The organism is Agrobacterium tumefaciens, assembly GCF_005221385.1.
Classification (GTDB): Bacteria; Pseudomonadota; Alphaproteobacteria; order Rhizobiales; family Rhizobiaceae; genus Agrobacterium; species Agrobacterium tomkonis.
This window is the reverse complement of record NZ_CP039904.1, coordinates 1,721,826-1,741,521: the sequence shown is the minus strand read 5'-3', so window position 1 is coordinate 1,741,521 and position 19,696 is coordinate 1,721,826. Positions and strand designations below refer to the sequence as shown.

The 19,696-nt window shown below is 58.6% G+C and carries 20 protein-coding genes; 8 read left to right on the top strand and 12 right to left on the bottom strand.

Going from position 1 to position 19,696, the window contains the following annotated elements:
- Nucleotide 1: 1 nt before the first annotated feature.
- Both CFBP6623_RS23230 and CFBP6623_RS23220 read left to right on the top strand, forming a co-directional pair.
- Nucleotides 2-1,111: a CobW family GTP-binding protein gene (locus tag CFBP6623_RS23230; protein WP_046802046.1), complete on the top strand. Its 1,110-nt coding sequence runs from the start codon at nt 2-4 to the stop codon at nt 1,109-1,111.
- Between the two features lie 394 nt (nt 1,112-1,505).
- The gene (locus CFBP6623_RS23220) at nt 1,506-2,498 is read left to right on the top strand and encodes a WD40 repeat domain-containing protein (RefSeq protein WP_080842964.1); all 993 of its coding nucleotides are present in this window, start codon (nt 1,506-1,508) and stop codon (nt 2,496-2,498) included.
- 79 nt (nt 2,499-2,577) lie between these two features.
- On the opposite strand, the gene CFBP6623_RS23215 is transcribed toward CFBP6623_RS23220, so the two are convergent.
- The 3 genes from CFBP6623_RS23215 to CFBP6623_RS23205 all read right to left on the bottom strand — a co-directional run bounded on the left by CFBP6623_RS23215 (nt 2,578) and on the right by CFBP6623_RS23205 (nt 5,471).
- Nucleotides 2,578-3,759: an MFS transporter gene (locus CFBP6623_RS23215; protein ID WP_046802049.1), complete on the bottom strand. Its 1,182-nt coding sequence runs from the start codon at nt 3,757-3,759 to the stop codon at nt 2,578-2,580.
- A gap of 288 nt (nt 3,760-4,047) precedes the next feature.
- Entirely contained in the window at nt 4,048-4,695 is a 648-nt protein-coding gene (locus CFBP6623_RS23210; protein WP_080842963.1) for an outer membrane protein, read from the bottom strand.
- 488 nt (nt 4,696-5,183) lie between these two features.
- The gene (locus CFBP6623_RS23205; protein ID WP_046802051.1) at nt 5,184-5,471 is read right to left on the bottom strand and encodes a hypothetical protein; all 288 of its coding nucleotides are present in this window, start codon (nt 5,469-5,471) and stop codon (nt 5,184-5,186) included.
- 271 nt (nt 5,472-5,742) lie between these two features.
- Between CFBP6623_RS23205 and CFBP6623_RS23200 the strand changes: the two genes are divergently transcribed.
- From CFBP6623_RS23200 to CFBP6623_RS23190, 3 genes are all read left to right on the top strand, one after another.
- On the top strand, nt 5,743-6,921 hold the full coding sequence (locus CFBP6623_RS23200; protein WP_080842962.1) for a hypothetical protein: 1,179 nt from the start codon (nt 5,743-5,745) through the stop codon (nt 6,919-6,921).
- Nucleotides 6,922-7,012: 91 nt separating this feature from the next.
- Nucleotides 7,013-7,654, top strand: a complete 642-nt coding sequence (locus CFBP6623_RS23195) for a DUF1007 family protein (protein WP_046802053.1) — start codon at nt 7,013-7,015, stop codon at nt 7,652-7,654.
- Complete coding sequence (locus tag CFBP6623_RS23190) at nt 7,648-8,709, top strand: nickel/cobalt transporter (protein ID WP_080842961.1); 1,062 nt, start codon at nt 7,648-7,650, stop codon at nt 8,707-8,709. Before CFBP6623_RS23195 ends, CFBP6623_RS23190 begins: the two co-directional genes overlap by 7 nt.
- 71 nt (nt 8,710-8,780) lie before the next feature.
- On the opposite strand, the gene CFBP6623_RS23185 is transcribed toward CFBP6623_RS23190, so the two are convergent.
- The 4 genes from CFBP6623_RS23185 to CFBP6623_RS23165 all read right to left on the bottom strand — a co-directional run bounded on the left by CFBP6623_RS23185 (nt 8,781) and on the right by CFBP6623_RS23165 (nt 11,411).
- Nucleotides 8,781-8,990, bottom strand: coding sequence for a hypothetical protein (locus CFBP6623_RS23185; protein ID WP_046802055.1), 210 nt, complete (start codon nt 8,988-8,990; stop codon nt 8,781-8,783).
- The gene (locus tag CFBP6623_RS23180) at nt 8,983-9,669 is read right to left on the bottom strand and encodes a GNAT family N-acetyltransferase (RefSeq protein WP_080842959.1); all 687 of its coding nucleotides are present in this window, start codon (nt 9,667-9,669) and stop codon (nt 8,983-8,985) included. The genes CFBP6623_RS23185 and CFBP6623_RS23180 overlap by 8 nt, the downstream gene beginning before the upstream one ends.
- A 298-nt stretch (nt 9,670-9,967) precedes the next feature.
- Nucleotides 9,968-10,663: a tellurite resistance TerB family protein gene (locus CFBP6623_RS23170; RefSeq protein ID WP_046802057.1), complete on the bottom strand. Its 696-nt coding sequence runs from the start codon at nt 10,661-10,663 to the stop codon at nt 9,968-9,970.
- 109 nt (nt 10,664-10,772) lie between these two features.
- Nucleotides 10,773-11,411, bottom strand: coding sequence for a 2-dehydro-3-deoxy-phosphogluconate aldolase (locus CFBP6623_RS23165; protein ID WP_052820675.1), 639 nt, complete (start codon nt 11,409-11,411; stop codon nt 10,773-10,775).
- A 181-nt stretch (nt 11,412-11,592) separates the two neighbouring features.
- Between CFBP6623_RS23165 and CFBP6623_RS23160 the strand changes: the two genes are divergently transcribed.
- The 3 genes from CFBP6623_RS23160 to CFBP6623_RS23150 all read left to right on the top strand — a co-directional run bounded on the left by CFBP6623_RS23160 (nt 11,593) and on the right by CFBP6623_RS23150 (nt 14,199).
- Nucleotides 11,593-12,081, top strand: a complete 489-nt coding sequence (locus CFBP6623_RS23160) for a CYTH domain-containing protein (RefSeq protein ID WP_052820676.1) — start codon at nt 11,593-11,595, stop codon at nt 12,079-12,081.
- Complete coding sequence (locus CFBP6623_RS23155; RefSeq protein WP_080842958.1) at nt 12,065-12,973, top strand: CHAD domain-containing protein; 909 nt, start codon at nt 12,065-12,067, stop codon at nt 12,971-12,973. Before CFBP6623_RS23160 ends, CFBP6623_RS23155 begins: the two co-directional genes overlap by 17 nt.
- Before the next feature lie 281 nt (nt 12,974-13,254).
- Entirely contained in the window at nt 13,255-14,199 is a 945-nt protein-coding gene (locus CFBP6623_RS23150; RefSeq protein ID WP_080842957.1) for a rhodanese-related sulfurtransferase, read from the top strand.
- A 99-nt stretch (nt 14,200-14,298) separates the two neighbouring features.
- Here CFBP6623_RS23150 and CFBP6623_RS23145 read toward each other — a convergent pair whose 3' ends face one another.
- From CFBP6623_RS23145 to CFBP6623_RS23125, 5 genes are all read right to left on the bottom strand, one after another.
- Complete coding sequence (locus CFBP6623_RS23145; RefSeq protein WP_080842956.1) at nt 14,299-15,486, bottom strand: Gfo/Idh/MocA family protein; 1,188 nt, start codon at nt 15,484-15,486, stop codon at nt 14,299-14,301.
- Between the two features lie 71 nt (nt 15,487-15,557).
- A complete protein-coding gene (locus CFBP6623_RS23140; RefSeq protein WP_052820680.1) occupies nt 15,558-16,610 on the bottom strand; it encodes a sugar phosphate isomerase/epimerase family protein in 1,053 nt (350 codons plus the stop codon).
- A 145-nt stretch (nt 16,611-16,755) separates the two neighbouring features.
- Entirely contained in the window at nt 16,756-17,829 is a 1,074-nt protein-coding gene (locus CFBP6623_RS23135; RefSeq protein ID WP_046802064.1) for an ABC transporter ATP-binding protein, read from the bottom strand.
- Nucleotides 17,830-17,846: 17 nt separating this feature from the next.
- On the bottom strand, nt 17,847-18,695 hold the full coding sequence (locus CFBP6623_RS23130) for a carbohydrate ABC transporter permease (RefSeq protein WP_046802065.1): 849 nt from the start codon (nt 18,693-18,695) through the stop codon (nt 17,847-17,849).
- Nucleotides 18,688-19,626 carry a carbohydrate ABC transporter permease gene (locus CFBP6623_RS23125; protein WP_046802066.1) on the bottom strand — a complete coding sequence of 313 codons (939 nt, stop codon included), beginning with the start codon at nt 19,624-19,626 and terminating at the stop codon, nt 18,688-18,690. The genes CFBP6623_RS23130 and CFBP6623_RS23125 overlap by 8 nt, the downstream gene beginning before the upstream one ends.
- Nucleotides 19,627-19,696: the final 70 nt, after the last annotated feature.

Sequence of the window (19,696 nt, the reverse complement as noted above, 5' to 3'; positions counted from 1 at the left end):
CATGACCGAAACAGCACCAGCCAAGCCCATTCCAGTCACCGTCCTGACGGGATATCTCGGCGCCGGCAAGACAACGCTTCTTAACCGCATTCTCTCCGAGAACCACGGCAAGAAATACGCTGTCATCGTCAATGAATTCGGCGAGATCGGCATCGATAACGATCTGATCGTCGAGTCCGATGAAGAAATCTACGAAATGAACAATGGCTGCGTGTGCTGCACGGTGCGCGGCGACCTGATCCGCGTCGTGGAAGGCCTGATGCGCCGTCCCGGCCGTTTCGACGGCATCATCGTCGAGACGACAGGTCTTGCCGACCCGGTTCCCGTCGCCCAGACCTTCTTCATGGATGACGACGTGCGCGCCAAGACCGAGCTTGATGCGGTCGTTGCCCTGGTTGACGCCAAGCACCTGCCGCTGCGGCTGAAGGACAGCCGCGAGGCCGAAGACCAGATCGCCTTTGCCGATGTCGTCGTCGTCAACAAGACCGATCTCGTTTCGCCCGAGGAAGTCGCCCGCATCGAGGATATCGTGCGCGCCATCAACCCTTCCGCCCGCATCTACAAGACAACCCGTTCCGGCGTCGATCTCGCCCGGGTGCTCGATCAGGGCGCCTTCAACCTGGAACGCGCGCTGGAAAATGATCCGCATTTCCTCGAGCACGGCCATGAGGATCACGTCTGCGGGCCCGATTGCGACCACGATCACAGCCATGACCACCATCATCACGACCATGACCACGGGCATCATCACCATGATCACGACCATGGCCACGATCACCACCACCATGGCGCGGTTTCGCCGATCCATGATGTGACCGTACAATCGGTATCGCTGCGCGGCGGGGAGATGAACCCCGAGCGTTTCTTCCCATGGATCCAGAAGGTTACCCAGACCGACGGTCCGAACATTCTGCGCCTGAAGGGCATCATCGCCTTCAAGGGCGATGCGGAACGTTACGTGGTGCAGGGTGTGCACATGATCATCGAGGGCGATCACCAGCGCCCGTGGAAGGAAGACGAAAAACGCGAAAGCCGCCTCGTCTTCATCGGCCGCGAACTGGATCGCGAAAAGCTGGAAAAGAGCTTCAACGCCTGCCTCGCAACGGCCTGATCCTTATCCCTCCTTCACCCCGGCCTTTGGCGCCGGGGTGGCACCGCGTACGTCATTCGGATGCGCTCACCGCCCCTCCTCCCTGTGCTTGTCACAGGGATCCAGCCAGCCCAAGTCTTTGGGCTGAAAAGAGCCTTCCCGTCGCGCAGACGCGCGTCGGCTGGATTCCTGTGACAAGCACAGGAATGAGGGACAGGGAGATGCACCGTCCTGTAAAATCGTGATGCCGTACACCGTGGGTCCCTCGACGACAAAGCGCTCTATCTCCTTGATTTCACGAATCGTCCGAACGTAAAAGCGGTTCCGCTTTTGCCGGAAATGCTTTAGAACCATGCCTGCCGCCGGGGTCGACATCGTCGCCCCATCCGACACAGATACGAAAGACCGATGCCCCATGCCGACTGTTGCCCCGCTTGATATCGAAGGCCACGTGGTCTCGACCCATTTTCTCGGCGACATTCCCCTGTTTGCCACCGCCGCCGGCACCATTCACCGGCTGGATGGCGGCGAAAAGGTAACCGAGGCGCATGAGGGGCTTTTGACCTGCATTCGTGATCCCTACAGCGCCACGCTGCTTTCCGGTGGTGAGGATGGACGCGTGCTGCGCATCGGCCATGATGGCAGCATCAGCGAGTTGGCGCACGTGCCGCGCAAATGGGTCGGCGTCGTTGCCGGCGGGCCGCAGAAGGCGGTCGCTTACGGTCTCGGCAAGTCCAGCTTCGTGCGGCTGTCGGACGGCACGATCAAGGAATTCAAGGAAGAGCGCACGGTGGAGGCGATTGCCTTTGCGCCCAAGGGCCTGCGCATTGCGGTTGCACGTTACAACGGCGTGACACTGCATTGGGTGGCTAGCGCCGGCGATCCGGTCGATCTGGAATGGAAGGGCGCGCATACCGGCGTCACCTTCTCGCCTGACGGCAAGTTCCTCGTCACCACCATGCAGGAAAACGCCCTGCATGGCTGGAAGATGGAAGCCACCAAGGGCGGCATGGAAGCCCGCCACATGCGCATGACGGGTTATCCAGCCAAGGTCAAATCCATTTCCTGGTCGGCTAAGGGCAAATGGCTTGCCTCTTCCGGCGCGCCGGCCGCCATCGTCTGGCCATTTGCCGGCAAGGACGGCCCGATGGGCAAGGCGCCGGAAGAGCTCGGCAGCCGCGCCAACATCATGGTCACCAACGTCGCCTTCCACCCGGTGGAAGATGTGCTCGCCATTGGCTTCATCGACGGCATGATCCTCGGCGTACGCCTGGCCGATGGCAAGGAAGCCCTGCTTCGTCGCCCCGGCAAGGGCGCCATCACCGCCATGGACTGGAGCGCCACCGGCAAACTGCTCGCCTTTGCCTCAGAGGCAGGCGACTGCGGCATTATCGATATTTCGGCGTAAGGCAGGCACCGGTCAGACAATTTACTGGCTCTATTCCTCTCATTCCCGTCCTTATCACGGGAATGTGGCGGAGAGCCGTCTATTCGCTCACCTGACGCCGCGTCAGGAACAATAGCAGCAGGGCTGCGCCGGCGCCCACCGAGGCAAGCCGGATCGACACACCGAAGCTGGAATATTGTGCCACGAACCCCATCAAGGGCACCGCAAACAGTGCGGCAAGGAAGATGGAGTTCATATAAAGCGCGGTCGCCCGCGCCGTGCGCCCGCGTGCAAAACCCTGAATGAAGGTCAGGCTCGTGCCGGCAAAAAGGCCATAATAAGCTCCCTCCATGGCTGCGCCGAACAGCATGGCGGGTAATGTCGTGACCGAGGCGATGATGTTGAAGGCTATAATCGCCGTCACCGCCGCACCGCTCAGCAACAGGCGCGCGCTGACCCGGCGCATGATCCTCGGCGCAAGCAGGATCAGCAGAACCTCCATGGCGCATTTGATGCTGAGCGACAGGCCCGGCGCGTAATCCGGCAACCCAACCTCACGCACAAGAAACACCGGCAGAGCCGACGCGCACAGGGAATGGGCGAAAGACATGCAGAAACTGGCCGCCGCCGCCATAAGCAGCGGCAGGTTGCGCCCTTCATCGGTCTCGCCCCCCTGTCGCCGTTCCATAGGGCATGTCTGGCCGCGCGGCACGATGGCCAAGGCCAGCCCGCCCCAGATGGCTGCCATCAGCATGGCGTTCATGAACACGGCTTTTGCACCGGCGAGATCGACGATCAGATAGGCGGCGGCCGGAAGCAGCATCCACGCCAGCGATACCATCATCCGCAGGAAAGCGTTGTAGGCGGTGGTATCGAGCGCCTGCACCCGGCCGTGATATCGGCCATAACTGAAGACGAGCGTGCTGGCGGCGTTGGAAAGCCCCATTCCAGTGGCCGTAACAGCCACCAGCAGCGCCAGATGACCGAAAGTCGCCGCCGCCGCAGCGATAAAAGCCCCGGCAACGGAAAGAAGCAGCAAGGGCCGCACCCGCACACCGGCATCGACACGTTCACCATAAATACGACTGGCTACAATCGAGGCAACCATCGCTGTAACGCTGTAGATGCCGAGTGTCGCAGGCGCGTGGCCGAGCACCTGAATAATGTAAAATCCGATAAAAGGCACGACAGCCGCATTGGTGCCGCCGGCAACGAAGACCAGCAGCGCGATCATATAGGCCTGACGATCAAAAGCGCCCGGCGAAGTGCTTTTCTGTAGCATGGGGAATCGACTGGATGCTGGGAGACGGGACGGGATCGGATCGCACCATCACACCAAAACCACCCACGGTTCAAGCTCGTATGTCAGGAAGCGCACGTTTTTGGTTTCGAACGAAAACATGCCCGCTTCTTTCGTGTCTCACGGCAAGCACAGGCTCGCAATAAGTTATCCGGCCCGGCAGAATATTTCCCGCCGGGCCGGTATGGATCGATAAAACAGTCCCATGGCGCCCGTGGCGTTGGCGCTGTCAGCGACCTCGGCCGCTCCGAAGAGCGGAAGCGCCCTTGGTCAGAACTTTACGCCGAGACCAACCTTGACGAGATGTTCATTGACATCGCCCACCGATGAGATCGCACCCGTTCTGTAGGTCGCCTTACCAAAATCGTTGTAGCGATATTCAACGCGGCCGAACAAATTGTCTGTGAAAGCGTAATCAATACCCGCGCCAACCGTCCAGCCATGCAGCACCTTGCTGTCCTTGCCGAACGGTGCATCAACTTCGCTATCGGTCGCGGTGTAGCCGCCGGCAGTGTAGATCAAGGCACGATCGACGGCATAACCGGCACGCAGACGTGCGGAGCCGTTAAGACCTGCGGAAACCTTGCTGGTAACGATGGTTTTGTCGCCCCAGGCATAGCCAAGGTCGCCCTCAACGCCGAGAACGACGGATGGTGCCACCTCGAAATTATAACCGGCAAAACCGGAAAAACGGGCGCCATCGAATTCATGCTTCGTCGTGACGCCAAAAGTGGTCGACTTCACACGGTTCCAGCCATAACCAGCCGAACCACCGGCGTAAAAACCCTCCCAGGAAAAGGAAGGCGCAACGTCATTGACATACGGTGCAGCCGGAATGTCATTGACCGCATCAGCGGCAGCGGCGGCCCCCGAAAACACGCCGAGAGTGACGAGTGCCAGAAATGATTGTTTCAACATGCGATAGCTCCTTGAAAAATATCTTCACCCACCACGTTGCGGGACGCGAACAAATCCGCCACGGAAAACACAACGCAATTAACGAGGTGAACGCACCTTATGATTGAAGCTCAACAAGGTTAACATCGTGTAAAAATTTAAAAAACATAAGTATGATCGATATAAATCCGTTAATATTCTGATGTCTAATAATATATTAATTAGGTAATAAACACATAAATCCGAGCGACCAGAATTAAGCCACCACAGCTACATCCAATCAACAAAACCCATCAGAAGTAGCGTCCAGCACGCAACTTTGTGAAGGCATGGCCGAGAGTATTTCAAAAAAAGGAGGCCATGAGGCCCCCTTTCAGTTGTGCGATGCGCCGTTTGTTGTTTCCGGAAGTGCCATGCGTCATACACACGCAACGCGGGGATTATTTCCGGCTTATGTCCTGCGCACATCGTTCTCGTCGAAAATCCCTGTCGATTTTCGGTCTGGCCTGTTAGTGCCGGCGCTTCTTGCCGCCGTCATTCTTGTTGTCGATGACGTCGACAGAGGTCTTGTTGCCATTCAGGATACCGCTCAGGATACCGGTCTTGTTGCCGTTCAGAATCCCGTTATTGGACAGGATACCGTTGAGCCCCAGATCGACGCTTGGCGACACGACGACAAGCGCGCCACCCTTGTTGCTGTTTCCGGAAAGGATACCGCCCAGAAGACCGCCAGCATTGGCCTGACCAACGGAAGCGACAGTAAGAATAGCGGCTACGCAAGCAAATTTAGCAATCATTTCTCTCTCCTCTTATGTTTGATCACGCCATCTGGCGTAACCGGACTGTATATTTAGAGGATTCTAATTCAAGCAAACGCTAATATTACAATAAATAATTAACACTAATACTTGTAATTTTAATAAAATTTTATCTATCTCGCGTCGCGTTCATCTCACTGAACTCGATTGCTGTGAGTGATCATTTGCCGCTATGACAGTAAACAATCCCCGGAAACTTTATTAACCATCTAAATATAAGATATTGCTTAATTAGAGACCGGAGATGCGAATGCGGCTGGGGGGATGTATCGCGCTTGTTCTTGGACTTGCCTGTGGCCCCGGCGCACGGGCGGGCGAAAGTGCGGATGAGCACACTGTCACCTACAAGTCGGGCGTCGCCTATGACACAAATTATTTCGCCGATACCAACCGTCTGAGCGCGATTTCGCTGCGCGCCGGCTTCGGGCTCAATGGCAAGGTCGCGCTGGAAGGGGCAGAACTGCGTTATGCACTCGAGCATGAAGAGGTCCGTCTCCCCCGATATAGTTTTGCCAATGAACATAACACCATTGCCTCGCTGGGGTTGACCAGGCGTTTTTCTGAAAAACTGGAATGGGCAATCGAATTGCGCGGCACGCGCAGCGATGCCGGTGATATCTTCGTGCACCTGCCAGAAGAAGACATCGGTTATCGGCGGCTGGACCACAAACTGGAGGCCTCTTCGCAGCTCGGCATCCTGGCCTTGGGCGGCAAGAACACACTGACGGCAAGCCTTGCCAGCCTGATGAAAGGCAAGGCGCGTTTCAGGCCCGCCTATTTCCTGCCCACCCGGCTGGAGGCCAATGAGGCACTTTTATCCCTCAAGGCTGAACATGAACGACCGCTGGCCAGCGGCGAAGCCGGGCTGACACTCGCTTATGACCGCATCGTCGTGCCGGAAAGCCAACAGGAAAAATACGAGCGGTTTGAGGCCAATACGCTGCGCGGCTCGCTTGCTTATGGTTACAAGTTCTCCGACCGTTTCGCGGTTCTGGCCGAGGCGGGCCTCACAACCATTTCCGGCGATGAGATCAGCGACAAGGTGAAACGCACCCGGCCCTATCTGCGAACAGAAGCCGAGGTAAAAGCCACTGACCGCATCGCCTTCGGCGCCGGTTTTTCGCAGGACTATGCGCTTTTCGACCCCGATGACCCGATCGCCGAATTCCATCGGCGCTGGCAATTGGTCATGAAAAGCAGGCTTACCGACAAGGTGGGGCTCAACCTTGCGCTGCAGCGCGTTCACAAGGACTGGATTTACTACAACTACGATACCAGCGAACGCAGGCTTGTGGCCACGTTGTCAATCGATACCGGCCAGAGCAGCAAGCTTGAAGTGGAATTCAACCGTCTGCTGCATGGCGAGCGCGACACAGACTTCTCTTATAGCGGCTCCAGCGTCACCTCACGTTTCACCGGCACATTCTGAAATATCCCGTCGGTCAGCACCGGGTCGAAATTCGGTCCCAATTTCTGCTAGACTCGAGCCTTCGAGATTCGAAGGCAGGACAAAGCGGATAATGAACAGACGATTTTTGCTTCTCGCGGCTGGCCTTGCCTGTATTCCCGTCGCGGCCTCGGCGCATCCACATATCTTCGCCGAAGCGCGCATGGAAATTGTCGAGGGGCCGAACGGCACCGTTCAGGAAGTGCGCAATATCTGGCGTTTTGACGAGATGTTCTCGGCAAGCGTGGTAATGGACTACGACAAGAACAGCGACCTGAAGCTGGACAAGGACGAGCTGGCCGAAATCGGCACCACCGTACTGGAGTCGCTCGCCGAATATTCCTATTACACCTTCATCACTGCCAACGGAAAACCGGTAGAATTTGCCAAACCGGACGCCATTCACGTGGATTACAAGGATCAGCAGATCCTGATGTTCTTTTCCGTAAAGCCCGCCAAACCCCTTGCAGTGAAAGGCAAGCTGAGTTTCGGCGCCTGGGATCCGACCATGTATACGGCAATCGATTTTGCCAAAGACGCCGATATTGCCACCGAGGGCAAGGATCTGAATGCCTGCAAGCACCATGTCGTTCGCCCCGATCCCGACGAGGTGATCTCGCAGAACCAGAGTTCGCTTACCGATGCATTCTTCAATGATCCGACCGGTACCGACATGACGAAGCTCTTCGCCACCCGGCTGGAGGTGACATGCTGAGCCGCAGCGGCCGTCTGGCGGGGCCTCTGGTCATTGCGGCCATCACCCTGCTTGCCGTTGCCGGCGCTTCACATGCACAGTCGCCACTTGGCATCGGTTCGGCCGAACCTTCCTTTTCCGTCGGCGGGCCACTTGCGCCGCTAATGCAATGGATCAATGTACATCAGCAGATGTTCTACAGGGCGCTGACCGGCGCGTTGAAGGCGATGCGCGAGGATGGCTGGGCGCTTGGTTCGCTGATCGGCCTTTCCTTTGCTTATGGCGTTTTCCATGCCGCCGGGCCCGGCCATGGCAAGGCCGTCATTTCGTCCTACATGATCGCCAATGAAACACAGCTGAGACGCGGCATTCTCATTTCCTTCGTCTCGGCGCTCATTCAGGGCGCAGTCGCCATCGGCCTCGTCGGCGCGGCCTGGCTCGTGCTGCGCGGCACCTCGATCACCATGACCAAGGCGACACAGGCGATGGAGATCGCCAGTTTCGCCATGGTGGCGCTGTTCGGCGCCTGGCTTCTGGCGCGCAAACTCTGGTCGCTGCGCATAAAGCGCGAACCCGTCGCCGTCTTCGCTACGGCGGGCGAAACAGCGGCGGGCAGAACCAGCGGCATGGGCACAGGGTTGCGGTTCCAGGGCAAGCCGGTCTTTGCCGATCACGACCATGATGGCGCGGGCGACCTCTGCTCGGCCTGCGGCAAATCCCATGCGCCCGACCCCATGCTTTTGAAAAGCAAGAATTTCAGCCTGCACGAAGCCTGGTCGGCCATCATTGCGGTCGGGCTGCGGCCATGCTCGGGCGCCATCATCGTCATGAGCTTCGCGCTCTTAAACGGACTTTATCTCGGCGGCGTGCTTTCCGTGCTGGCCATGTCGCTCGGCACCGCCATCATGGTTTCGGTTCTCGCCATCATGGCGGTATCGGCCAAGGGTCTTGCGGTGCGTTTCGCCGGCCCCGGCAGCCGCAAGGCAGCTGGCATCAGCCACGCGATCGAGATCGCCGGTGCGCTGTTCGTTTTGATCATGGGTCTGTTATTGCTCGGCGCTTCGCTTCGGCTCTAGGGCGTTTCCAGTAAAAATGCGTAGCGGCTTACGTTCTGGTTAAAACAGAAGAGTTAAAGTACTTGGGTGCTCTAACCGTCACGACGGCGCTGGTAACGCGCGCGCAGCCAGAACACCAGAAAGAAACAGAGCACCGCAACCGTGCCGAAGGCAGCCGCAAGCCAGGGTGAATAATCACCCAGCCACAGCATAATTTTCGGCATGACGAAGAACACCAGCCCGAAGCCGATGATGATGAGGGCGGCTGCTAAAGCCGGCGACCAATCCTTCTTCTCAGCCATTGGCAAGCTCCGCACGGATATCCTCGAGCTTGCGCTTCTGCGCCCCGTCATCTGCAAAATTCTCCGGCGAAAGCCAGATTTCAAAGGCCTTGCCGATCAGCGGCCATTCGCCATCGATCATGGAAAACCACGCGGTATCGCGGTTCTCACCCTTCGAGATCATATGCTGACGGAAGACGCCCTCAAAGGTGAAACCATAACGTTTCGCGGTGATCTTGGAGGGCTCGTTTTCGTTGTGGCATTTCCACTCATAGCGGCGGTAACCCAGATCCTCGAAAACATGTTTCGCCATCAGGTAATGCGCCTCAGTGGATAAAGGCGAGCGCTTCATCCTGCCGCCATGGGCGACGGAACCGACCTCGACCACACCATTGGCAGGATCAGGCCGCATGTAGCTCGCCATGCCCACCACATCACCGCTGGCATTTTCCACGAAGATCAGCGTAACCCAGTTGAGTTTTTGCCCTGCACCGATCAGCCAATCACCAAAGGCGTCGGCACCGGGAAAGGCGTTTTGCGGGAAATATTTGAGAAGTGCATTGACGCCCTCACCGCCAAGTGCGGCCCAGAGCTTTGCGAGATGCCTGTCACGATCAAACGGCTCCGCCGTCACGTAACGGCCCTTCAACACCACCGGCTTTGGTGCCGGACATCCCTTGAAATCACTCAGATCGCGCATTCTCTTCCCCATTGTCTGGGACAAGGATTAGGGCAAGCGGGATGGGATGACAACAGTGCATGTGAGGCGCGACTTGCCGGCTTGGCGGGTGTGGGTCACCCCCCTCTGCCCTGCCGGGCATCTCCCCCACAAGGGGGGAGATCGATACGCGGCGACCTCTCGGCCATCTCCGACGTTGCGAGTGAGCGGACGTCGCCTACTGGCTGATCTCCCTCCTTGTGGGGGAGATGCCCGGCAGGGCAGAGGGGGGTGACCCACTCGCTCAAACCCTCATGCTCAAGCCCCAGGCCACCTAACCTCAAACCTTCGCCGCCACCACCGTCGCTTCAATGTGGTCCACCAGCGCATCCGGCAGCCCAAGCCGCCCGGCAAGAAGATCGAGATACCCTCGCTCCGCGCGCGTATCGGCCTCGATGGCAAGCCGCGAGGCGGTATAAAGCTCCACCTTCTGTTCTTCCGTGCGGGCGGCGGCCACCAGCGCATCGATATCCAGCGGATCGGCCAATTCCTTTTCCAGGAACCGCTCCGCTTCCGTATCGAGACCGGAGACCTGCACCTTGTCCATGATATTGGCGCGCTCTTTTTCATCGATATGACCGTCGGCCTTGGCGGCAGCGATCATCGCTTGAATGAGTTTCAGGGCAAAATCATTGGAAAGAGCGGGCGATTGCGGATGGAAGGCGGAATCAGCGGGCGGCGCCAGAAGCTCCGGCTCGGGTTTCGGCGCGACTTCCGGAGCCTGGCCGGACTTGTAATTCTTATAGGCGAGATAACCGAGGCCGGCGATGGCGGCGACACCGCCGATAGTGGCGACATTGCCGGCGAGCTTGCGGCCGGTCTTGGTGCCCAGAATGGCGGCGGCGAGAGCACCTGCCTTGAGGGGATTGTTCTTGGCGATATCGGCGGCCTGCCCGGCTCTGTCACGGACGCTTCCCGAAAGGCCCGGCACCTGCGAGCCGAGGAATTGTTCAAGAAGCTTCTTGGCGTCGAACATCAAAATCTCCTGTAAAGGTCAAAATCTACAGGTGAGATAGGAAGCCGCGGCGCGAATATAAATGTCAAACCCGCTCACGCCTTCGTGAACGGGTTTGAAGTAATGTCAATCAGCCGCGCAGGGCGGCCGCTTCAGCGGCAAGCTTGGTGATGCCAGCCCAGTCGCCGGTCGCCACCAGTTCGCGCGGTGCGACCCAGGAGCCGCCGACGCAGACGACGTTCGGCAGAGACAGATAGTCATTGGCATTTTTCAGAGAAACACTGCCGGTCGGGCAGAACACCGTGCCGGCGAGCGGCGACGACAGGGCCTTGAGGTAAGGCGCACCGCCAGCCTGTTCGGCGGGGAAGAATTTCAGGACCTTGTAACCCTCGTCACGCAGCGCCATGACTTCGCTGGCGGTGGCTGCACCCGGAAGCAACGGCACGTTGGAACCGCGCGCCGCCTCCAGCACGCTTTTATTGATGCCGGGGCTGACGATGAAGGTGGAGCCTGCTTCGGCTGCGGCTTCAAAATCCCGGGCGTTGAGAATGGTGCCGGCACCGACATTGGCGCCTTCCACTTCCGCCGCTACCGCACGGATGGCATCCAGTGCCGCCGGGGTGCGCATGGTGATCTCGATTGCCTTCAGGCCGCCCGCGACCAAAGCGCGCGCCAGCGGCACGGCGGAAGCGGCATCATCCACGATCAGCACCGGCACGACCGGCTGAAGTTTGAGGATGGAAAGAAGTTTTTCGGAGTCCTGGGCCAAGATGAGCCTCCCTTGCGCGATTGAAACGATTGAAACGATTGAAATCCCGTTTACCGATTAGCCTGCCCCGGCTATGATGTCGAGGCATGGCAGGGCCATTTTTTATCCAGATACTTCAATCAATTCGCTTCTTCGCGACATCATCTTGCGATAATCTGGCGCACCAGTTTGCGGAGACAGCATGGCCAAGGAAATTGAACGGAAGTTTCTTGTTGCAGGCGGTGAATGGCGCGATGAGGTGACGCATAGCATGGCTTTCCGGCAGGCATATGTCGCTTCGCTGGAAAATCGTTCGGTCCGGGTCAGGATCGTCAATGGGCGTGATGCGACACTGACCATCAAGATAGGCGCAAGCGCGCTTGTCCGCGACGAATATGAATATTCCATTCCCCTCCAGGACGCGGAAGAGCTGATGGCAAGCGCACCGGGTGTGGTGATAGAAAAGACGCGTCACACCGTTGATCATGGCGGCTTCACTTGGGAAATCGATGTTTTCGAGGGCCGGTATCAGGGCCTGGTCGTCGCGGAAGTCGAAATGAACGATGAGAATGCCAACCCAGACCTGCCTCCTTGGCTCGGGAAAGAGGTGACGGGTGACCGTCGCTTCTCCAACCAGTCACTCGCCATGGACTGTTCAAGTGGAGGCCTGCCGGATGCCCTTCAGGATTGATCCGAAAAAGCCCTTTGGCGACGAAATCCGCCGCGCCGGGCTAGAGCTGATTAAGGACGCGATCACCATCCTTCGCGACCAGCCCTCCGGATCACATGAGGCGGTGCACGATGCGCGCAAGCGCTTCAAGCGGCTGCGGGCGCTCTACCGCCTCATCCGCAAGGCGGCGCCCGATTTCAGCCGCGAGGAGAATGCCCGTTTTCGCGATATCGCCCGTTCACTCGCCTTTGCACGGGATGCGACGGCGCTGGTGGAAACGGCGGAATATCTCGAGGCTTTTGCGCTCTCCGACGCGCAGGGTGAGGCGTTGCGATCGATCACGGCAATGCTGCGCGAGCGTCGCGACGATGCCCTTAACCATGAGGTGGATCTTGACGACGCCATAGCGGCGGCGATCGCCGGCTGCGAGACCGGACACGAACGGCTTCAAGCCCTCTCCCTGCCGGATGACCTGAAAAAGACGGCCAGACTGGTGAGAAGCAGCTGGGCAAAACAACGGGTGAAGGCGCGAAAAGCACTCTCCGATTGTCGCGACCAGGCGGATGTCGAGCATTTTCACGAATTGCGCAAAGCGGGGCAGACCCACTGGATGCATCTTGGCCTCATGCGCCGCCTCTGGCCTTCCGCCATGCGCGCCAAGCGCGCCGACACCAAACGGCTTGTCGATATTCTCGGCCATGAGCATGACCTTTCGGTCCTCGCCGCCGTTGCCGACCGGGAACCGGACCGTTTCGGCAATGGCGAACGACTGGCGCTTCTTCTCGATGCGATCATCGAAAGGCAGCAGGCGCTACGCGCGGAAGGCCTTGAACTGGCGGACGAAGTCTTTTCCGAGTCCGCCCGCACCGAAAGCCGCATCATCGGCCTCTTGTGGCAGCAGGCGGCGAAATAGGATGAGAAACAATGGCATGGCCCGACTTATTGACAGCGGCAAAGCCATACGCTCCGTCATCCTCGGGCTAGACCCGAGGATCCATGGTACGTCGGGTTGTGGATCCTCGGGTCAAGCCCAAGGATGACGGAAGAGAGGTTTTGCCGTCTTCCAAACACGGAACTCGAGGCACAAACCGCCCTCATTTCCCCCCACATCGCTTGATATTTGACGATTTTCAAAATGCTGGCCGCGGCGGATAAATATTGCTTTGCGGCCGCCGTCGCTGTATTTCAGCGCCCATGACCGACACGACCATTCTCCCCCGCCCGGAAGTCTCTGGTGATTTCCTTGTGGCAGCACTTTACCATTTTGCCCGCCTGCCTCGGTTCGAGAGCCTGCGCGAACAGCTGTTCGAGCTCTGCCAGAAAAACGGCGTCAAGGGCACATTGCTGCTTGCCGCTGAAGGCATCAACGGCACGATTGCCGGGCCGGATACGGGCATTCACGCCGTGCTCTCCTTCCTGCGCGCCCAGCCGGAATTTACCGCGCTGGAGCACAAGGAAAGCCGCGCTTCGCACATGCCTTTCGTGCGGCTGAAGGTGAAGCTCAAAAAAGAGATCGTCACCATGGGCGTGCCGGATATCGATCCGAACCGCATCGTCGGCACCTATGTCGAGGCCCAGGACTGGAATGCGTTGATCTCCGATCCGGACACCATCCTCATCGATACGCGCAATGACTACGAGACCGCCATCGGCCTCTTCAAGGGTGCGGTCGATCCGAAGACCAAGACCTTCCGCGAGTTTCCCGACTGGGTGAAGAACAATCCCGGCCTGCACAACAAGCCGAAGATCGCCATGTATTGCACCGGCGGCATTCGCTGCGAGAAGGCCACCGCCTTCATGAAAGAGCAGGGTTTCGATGAGGTCTATCACCTCAAGGGCGGTATCCTGAAATATCTGGAAGAGGTACCGGAAGAAGAAAGTCTCTGGGAAGGCGCCTGTTTCGTCTTCGATGAGCGCGTTTCGGTGGTGCACGGTCTTGCCGAAGGTGACCATCAGCTCTGCCACGCCTGCCGCAACCCGATCACACCGGACGTACGCCTGTCACCCAAATTCGAGGAAGGCGTTTCCTGCCCGAGCTGTTACGACGACCGCACGGAAGAGGACCGCCAGCGTTTCCGCGATCGCCAGCAGCAGATCGAGCTGGCGAAAAAGCGCGGCGAGCAGCATCTGGGACGATAAAACGGCCAGCGATCGATATGCCGCTCATTTAGTGATCGACCCCGCGCCATCTTCTGCCCCGGGCGGGGAGAAGATGGCGCGGTAACGTCGTATCCAGTCCTACAGCCTCACCCAGCCGCCATTGTTTTTGCCGGATTCGATGCAGGCAGTAACGAAAGCAACACCCTTTACACCGTCATCGACGGTCGGATAGATCACCGCCTTGTCCAGCGGCGAGCCGGTGCGACGGGCTTCGATGGCATGCGCTGCCTCGGTATAGATGGTAGCGAAGGCTTCCAGATATCCTTCCGGGTGCCCTGACGGGATGCGGGTCACACGTGCGGCGGCTGCCCCGGCGCCAGCACCACCGCGGGTGATCAGCTGCTTCGGCTCGCCTAGCTTCGTAAACCACAGATAGTTCGGATCGGCCTGCGTCCACTCAATACCCGCCTTGTCACCATAAACACGGATCTTCAGACCGTTTTCATGGCCAACCGCCACCTGGCTGCACCAGAGCAGGCCCTTGGCGGCCTGCTTGCCGTCCTTAGCCTTGAACCTAAGCATGACATGCGCATTGTCATCCAGCCGGCGGCCTTCGACGAAAGTGTGGACATCCGCTGCCAGTTCATCGGCTTCCAGACCGGAAATGAAGCAGCCGAGATTATAGGCGTGGGTGCCGATATCGCCGGTGGAGCCGCCGACGCCGGATTGTGCCGGATCGGTGCGCCAGACCGCCTGTTTCGCGCCGGTCTGTTCCACCGCTTCCGTCAGCCAGTCCTGCGGATATTCCATCTGCACCAGACGGATCGTGCCGAGCGCGCCGGACTGCACCAGTTCCCGCGCATGCCGCACCATCGGATAACCGGTATAGTTATGGGTGAGGATGAACAGCGCATCAGCCTTGTCGGCCACGTCCTTCAGCTTTTTGGCGTCTTCCAGATTAGAGGTCAGCGGCTTGTCGCAGATGACATGGATGCCGCGCTCGAGAAAGGCTTTCGCGGCCGGATAATGCACATGATTGGGCGTGACGATCGCCACCGCCTCGATGCCGTCCTCGCGCAACGCTTCCTTTTCGGCCATTTCCTCGAAGGAGCCGTAGCAACGCTCCGGATCAAGCCCCAGCTCGCGGCCGGAAGCGAGGGATTTCTCCGGCGTTGAGGACAAGGCCCCCGCCACCAGATCGAAGCGATTGTCGAGCCTTGCTGCCATACGATGGACGCCGCCGATGAATGCGCCCGAACCACCACCGACCATGCCAAGGCGAATGCGCCTGTTCGCCTTGTCGGTTGTCTTTCCTTCAATAGCCATAATATCTCCTCGGCATTTTTTGAGCGCATTTCCGGACGGAAAACCGCTTCACACTTTTCCTGGAAATGTTCTTAAAGCCCCAGCATACGGCGGTTGGCCGCATCGTCGGTGCCACTTGATGCGAAATCGTCAAAGGCTTTTTCCGTGACGCGGATGATATGCGCCTTAACGAATTCCGCCCCTTCGCGGGCGCCGTCTTCGGGATGTTTCAGCGCGCATTCCCATTCGACCACGGCCCAGCCGTCGAAATCATTGGCCGCCATTTTCGAGAAGACCGCACCGAAATCCACCTGCCCGTCGCCCAGCGAACGGAAGCGGCCGGCGCGCTCCACCCAGCCCTGATAACCGCCATAAACGCCTTGCCGGCCTGTCGGGTTAAACTCCGCATCCTTGACGTGGAACATCTTGATGCGGTCTTTGTAGATATCGATATTATCGAGATAATCGAGGCATTGCAGCACGTAATGCGAGGGGTCGTAGAGCATGTTGGCGCGGCTGTGGTTCTTCACCCGCTCCAGAAACATCTCGAAGGTCACGCCGTCATGCAGGTCTTCGCCGGGATGGATTTCGTAGCAGACATCCACACCCTGCTCATCGGCATAATCAAGGATCGGCGTCCAGCGTTTTGCCAGCTCGTCAAAGGCGGTTTCCACCAGACCGGCCGGCCGCTGCGGCCAAGGATAGATGAAGGGCCAAGCGAGAGCGCCCGAAAAGGTCGCATGTGCCTTGATGCCGAGATTTTTCGAGGCTTTCAGCGCCAGCTTCACCTGCTCCACGGCCCATTGCTGCCGGGCCTTGGGATTGCCGCGCATTTCAGGCACTGCAAAGCCGTCAAATGCCTCGTCATAGACGGGATGAACGGCAACCAGCTGGCCCTGCAGATGGGTGGAAAGCTCGGTGACTTCCACACCGTTCTGGCGCGCCACGCCGGCGAACTCATCGCAATAATCCTTCGATTCCGCCGCTTTTTTGAGATCGATCAATTGCCCGGCCCAGGTCGGAACCTGCACGCCGGCATAACCCTTTTCCGCCGCCCATTTGGTAATGCCATCCCAGCTGTTGAAGGGGGCGACATCACCGGCAAACTGGCCGAGAAAAAGACCCGGTCCCTTGATCGTTCTCATAAAATAACCTCCCTGTATCGATACAGTTGAGCGGTAAAACCGCTTTGACTCCCAGCGCCAAGCTAACCGCTCGTAATTTTCAGACAAGCCCCAAAAGCGGAAGGGCAAGAGAATTTCGCTATTTCACTAAAAAAGCGAAATAGGTTTAAAGCGCCAGCCCACTTGCCCTGTCGAACACATGCACACGCTCATGATGCACGGTGGCGGCAAAGGGTGTGTTGACCTTCACCGGCTGCTCGCCATCCACCACGGCCGTCACCTGATCGCCCGCCAGTTCGAAGACCACATGGGTCTGCGCCCCCGTCGGCTCCACCAGCACGGTGCGGCCGGAAAGCGAGATATCGCCACCGATGGTCGAACCGATATGTTCGGGGCGAAGCCCGATCGTCACAGGCTGGCCGCGCTTGACCTTGCGTGTCGCGGCAATACGGATCGCGGTTCCATCCTTCAACCGGGCGGCGGGCTGATCGCCCTCGCCATCGACCACACCTTCGATGAGGTTCATGGCCGGCGAGCCGATGAAGGCAGCAACGAAAAGATTGGCCGGCGTCTTGTAGAGTTCCAGCGGCGTGCCCTGCTGCTCGATGCGACCGTGATTGAGCACCACCACCCGGTCCGCCAGCGTCATCGCCTCGATCTGGTCATGGGTGACATAGATCGACGTCGTGCCAACTTTCTGATGCAGCGCCTTGATTTCGCTGCGCATCTGCACGCGCAGCTTGGCGTCCAGATTGGACAGCGGCTCATCGAACAGGAAGACCGCCGGGTTGCGCACCACGGCGCGGCCCATGGCGACACGCTGGCGCTGGCCACCTGAAAGCTGCGAGGGCTTGCGATCCAGAAGCTTGCCGAGATCGAGCATGCGGGCGGCCTCCGCCACGCGCTCATCGATGACGTTTTTCGGCTGGCCGGCGAGCTTCAGGTTGAAGCCCATGTTTTCGGCCACTGTCATATGCGGATAAAGCGCATAGGACTGGAACACCATGGCGATGTTGCGCTCACGCGGGGTCATGGAGTTGACGACGGTGCCGCCGATTAGGATGTCCCCATCGGTAATCTCCTCCAGCCCGGCGATCATGCGCAAAAGCGTGGACTTGCCGCAACCGGAAGGGCCGACCAGCGCGATGAATTCACCATCCGCTATATCAAGCGAGATGCCGTGGATAACATCAAGCGAGGCATAGGACTTGCGGATATCCTTAAGTTCGACGGAAGCCATGTTTTGCTCCTTTCAAGTCACGATTTGACGGCACCGGCCGTCAGGCCCGCGATGATGTGTTTCTGTGCAAGGAAGAAGACGATGACGGTCGGCAGGATCGTCAGCGTGATGAAGGCGAGCACCAGCTGCCATTCGGTGCCGAATTCACCGCGATAGACCATGATGCCAAGCGGCCAGGGATATTTCGATTCCGAATTCAGCATGATCAGCGGCAGGATGTAGCTGTTCCAGCTGCCGACGAAGGAAACGATGCCGACGGTGGCGACAATGGGTCGCGAAAGCGGCATGGAAATGTGCCAGAAGAACCGCAGATATCCGCAGCCATCCACGAAGGCGGCCTGAAACAGCTCCTCCGGCAGATTGCGGAAATAATTGCGGAACAGGAGAATGCTCATGCCCAGCCCGAAGGCCACCTGTGGCAGCACCACACCCCAATAGGTATCCAAGAGGCCCAGATCGCGGATGCGGATGAACAGCGGCAGGATGGCGGTGGCCGCCGGGAACATCAGCCCCAGCAGGAAATAATTGAGCAGGAAGGACGAGCCGAAGAACTTCACATGCGCGAAGGTGAAAGCCGCCATGGCCGAGACGGTAAGCGTCAGGAACACCGTCAATAGGGCGATGACAAGCGAATTGAAGATTTGCAGCCAGTAACGTTTGCCAAGAAGGATATCGCCGTAATTGGCCCATTGCCATTCAGCCGGGATGCCGAACGGGTTGACGCGCAGGTCTCCCAGCGTCTTGAAGCCGCCAAGTGCGGTGGTGAGCAAGGGGATGAGCACGATGGCCGCGATAAGGCTCAGCGATATATAGAGATAGAGCTTCGTTTGCAGCGGCATGCGGACGGAGGTGGATGTGTCAGTCATGGCGCATGAAAATCCTTTTATAACCGAAGGCGAGCGTCACGCAGATGATGAAGAGAACGACGCCCACCGCACTGCCAAGCCCCACCTGCATGCGCATGACGCCGTAGGTATAGAGGAAGGTGACCATGGTTTGCGTGGAGTTGGACGGGCCGCCGCCGGTAAGCGGCATGATCATGTCGAACAGCTGCAATGAGCCGATCACCGCGAAGAAGACGGAGAGGCGAACGGTGGAGCCGAGCATCGGCAGCGTGACATAACGGAATTTCTGCCAGCCGGAAGCGCCATCGATTTCGGCGGCCTCCAGCACGTTCTTGTCGACGGATTGCAGTCCGGCGATGAACAGCATCATGTGAAAGCCGAAATATTTCCAGACGATGACGCCGAGCACGGCATAGATCGCCACATCCTTGTCAGCCAGCACATAAGGATTGGCAAAGCCGAAGAAATTGGAGATGGCGGCAAACAGGCCATAATCGCCGTCATAAACAAAACGCCAGATCAGACCGGCTGCGACATCCGCCAACACATAGGGCAGGAAGAAAACCAGCCGGAAGGCGACGACGCCGGGAATGCGATGCGCCAGCATCATGGCAAGCCAGATCGCCAGCGGAATCTGGATCAACACGGAAATCAGGATGATGAGGCCGTTATTGAGCAGCGCCTGCGAAAAGGCGGCATTGCCGAACAGGACCTGAAAATTCCTCAGGCCCACAAAGTCGGTAGGCGTGCCGTAACCGTTCCAGCGGTAAAGGCTGTACCATGCAGCCTCGCCCATGGGCAGGATGACGAACAGGGTAAAGAGCAGAAGTGCGGGCGGCAGGAAAACCAGCAGGGTCAGCGCCCGGTCATGTGCGACCGAGCTTTGCTTGCGCTTTGTCTTCGTTGCGCCGCGCGCCGGTATGGACGCAGAAGTCATGGAAATATCCGTCATCTCTATCCGCTTTCTTTTGTGCAGATATCGCGGCGCCGCGGTTTAACGCGGCAGCCGCATCGCAGGCGAC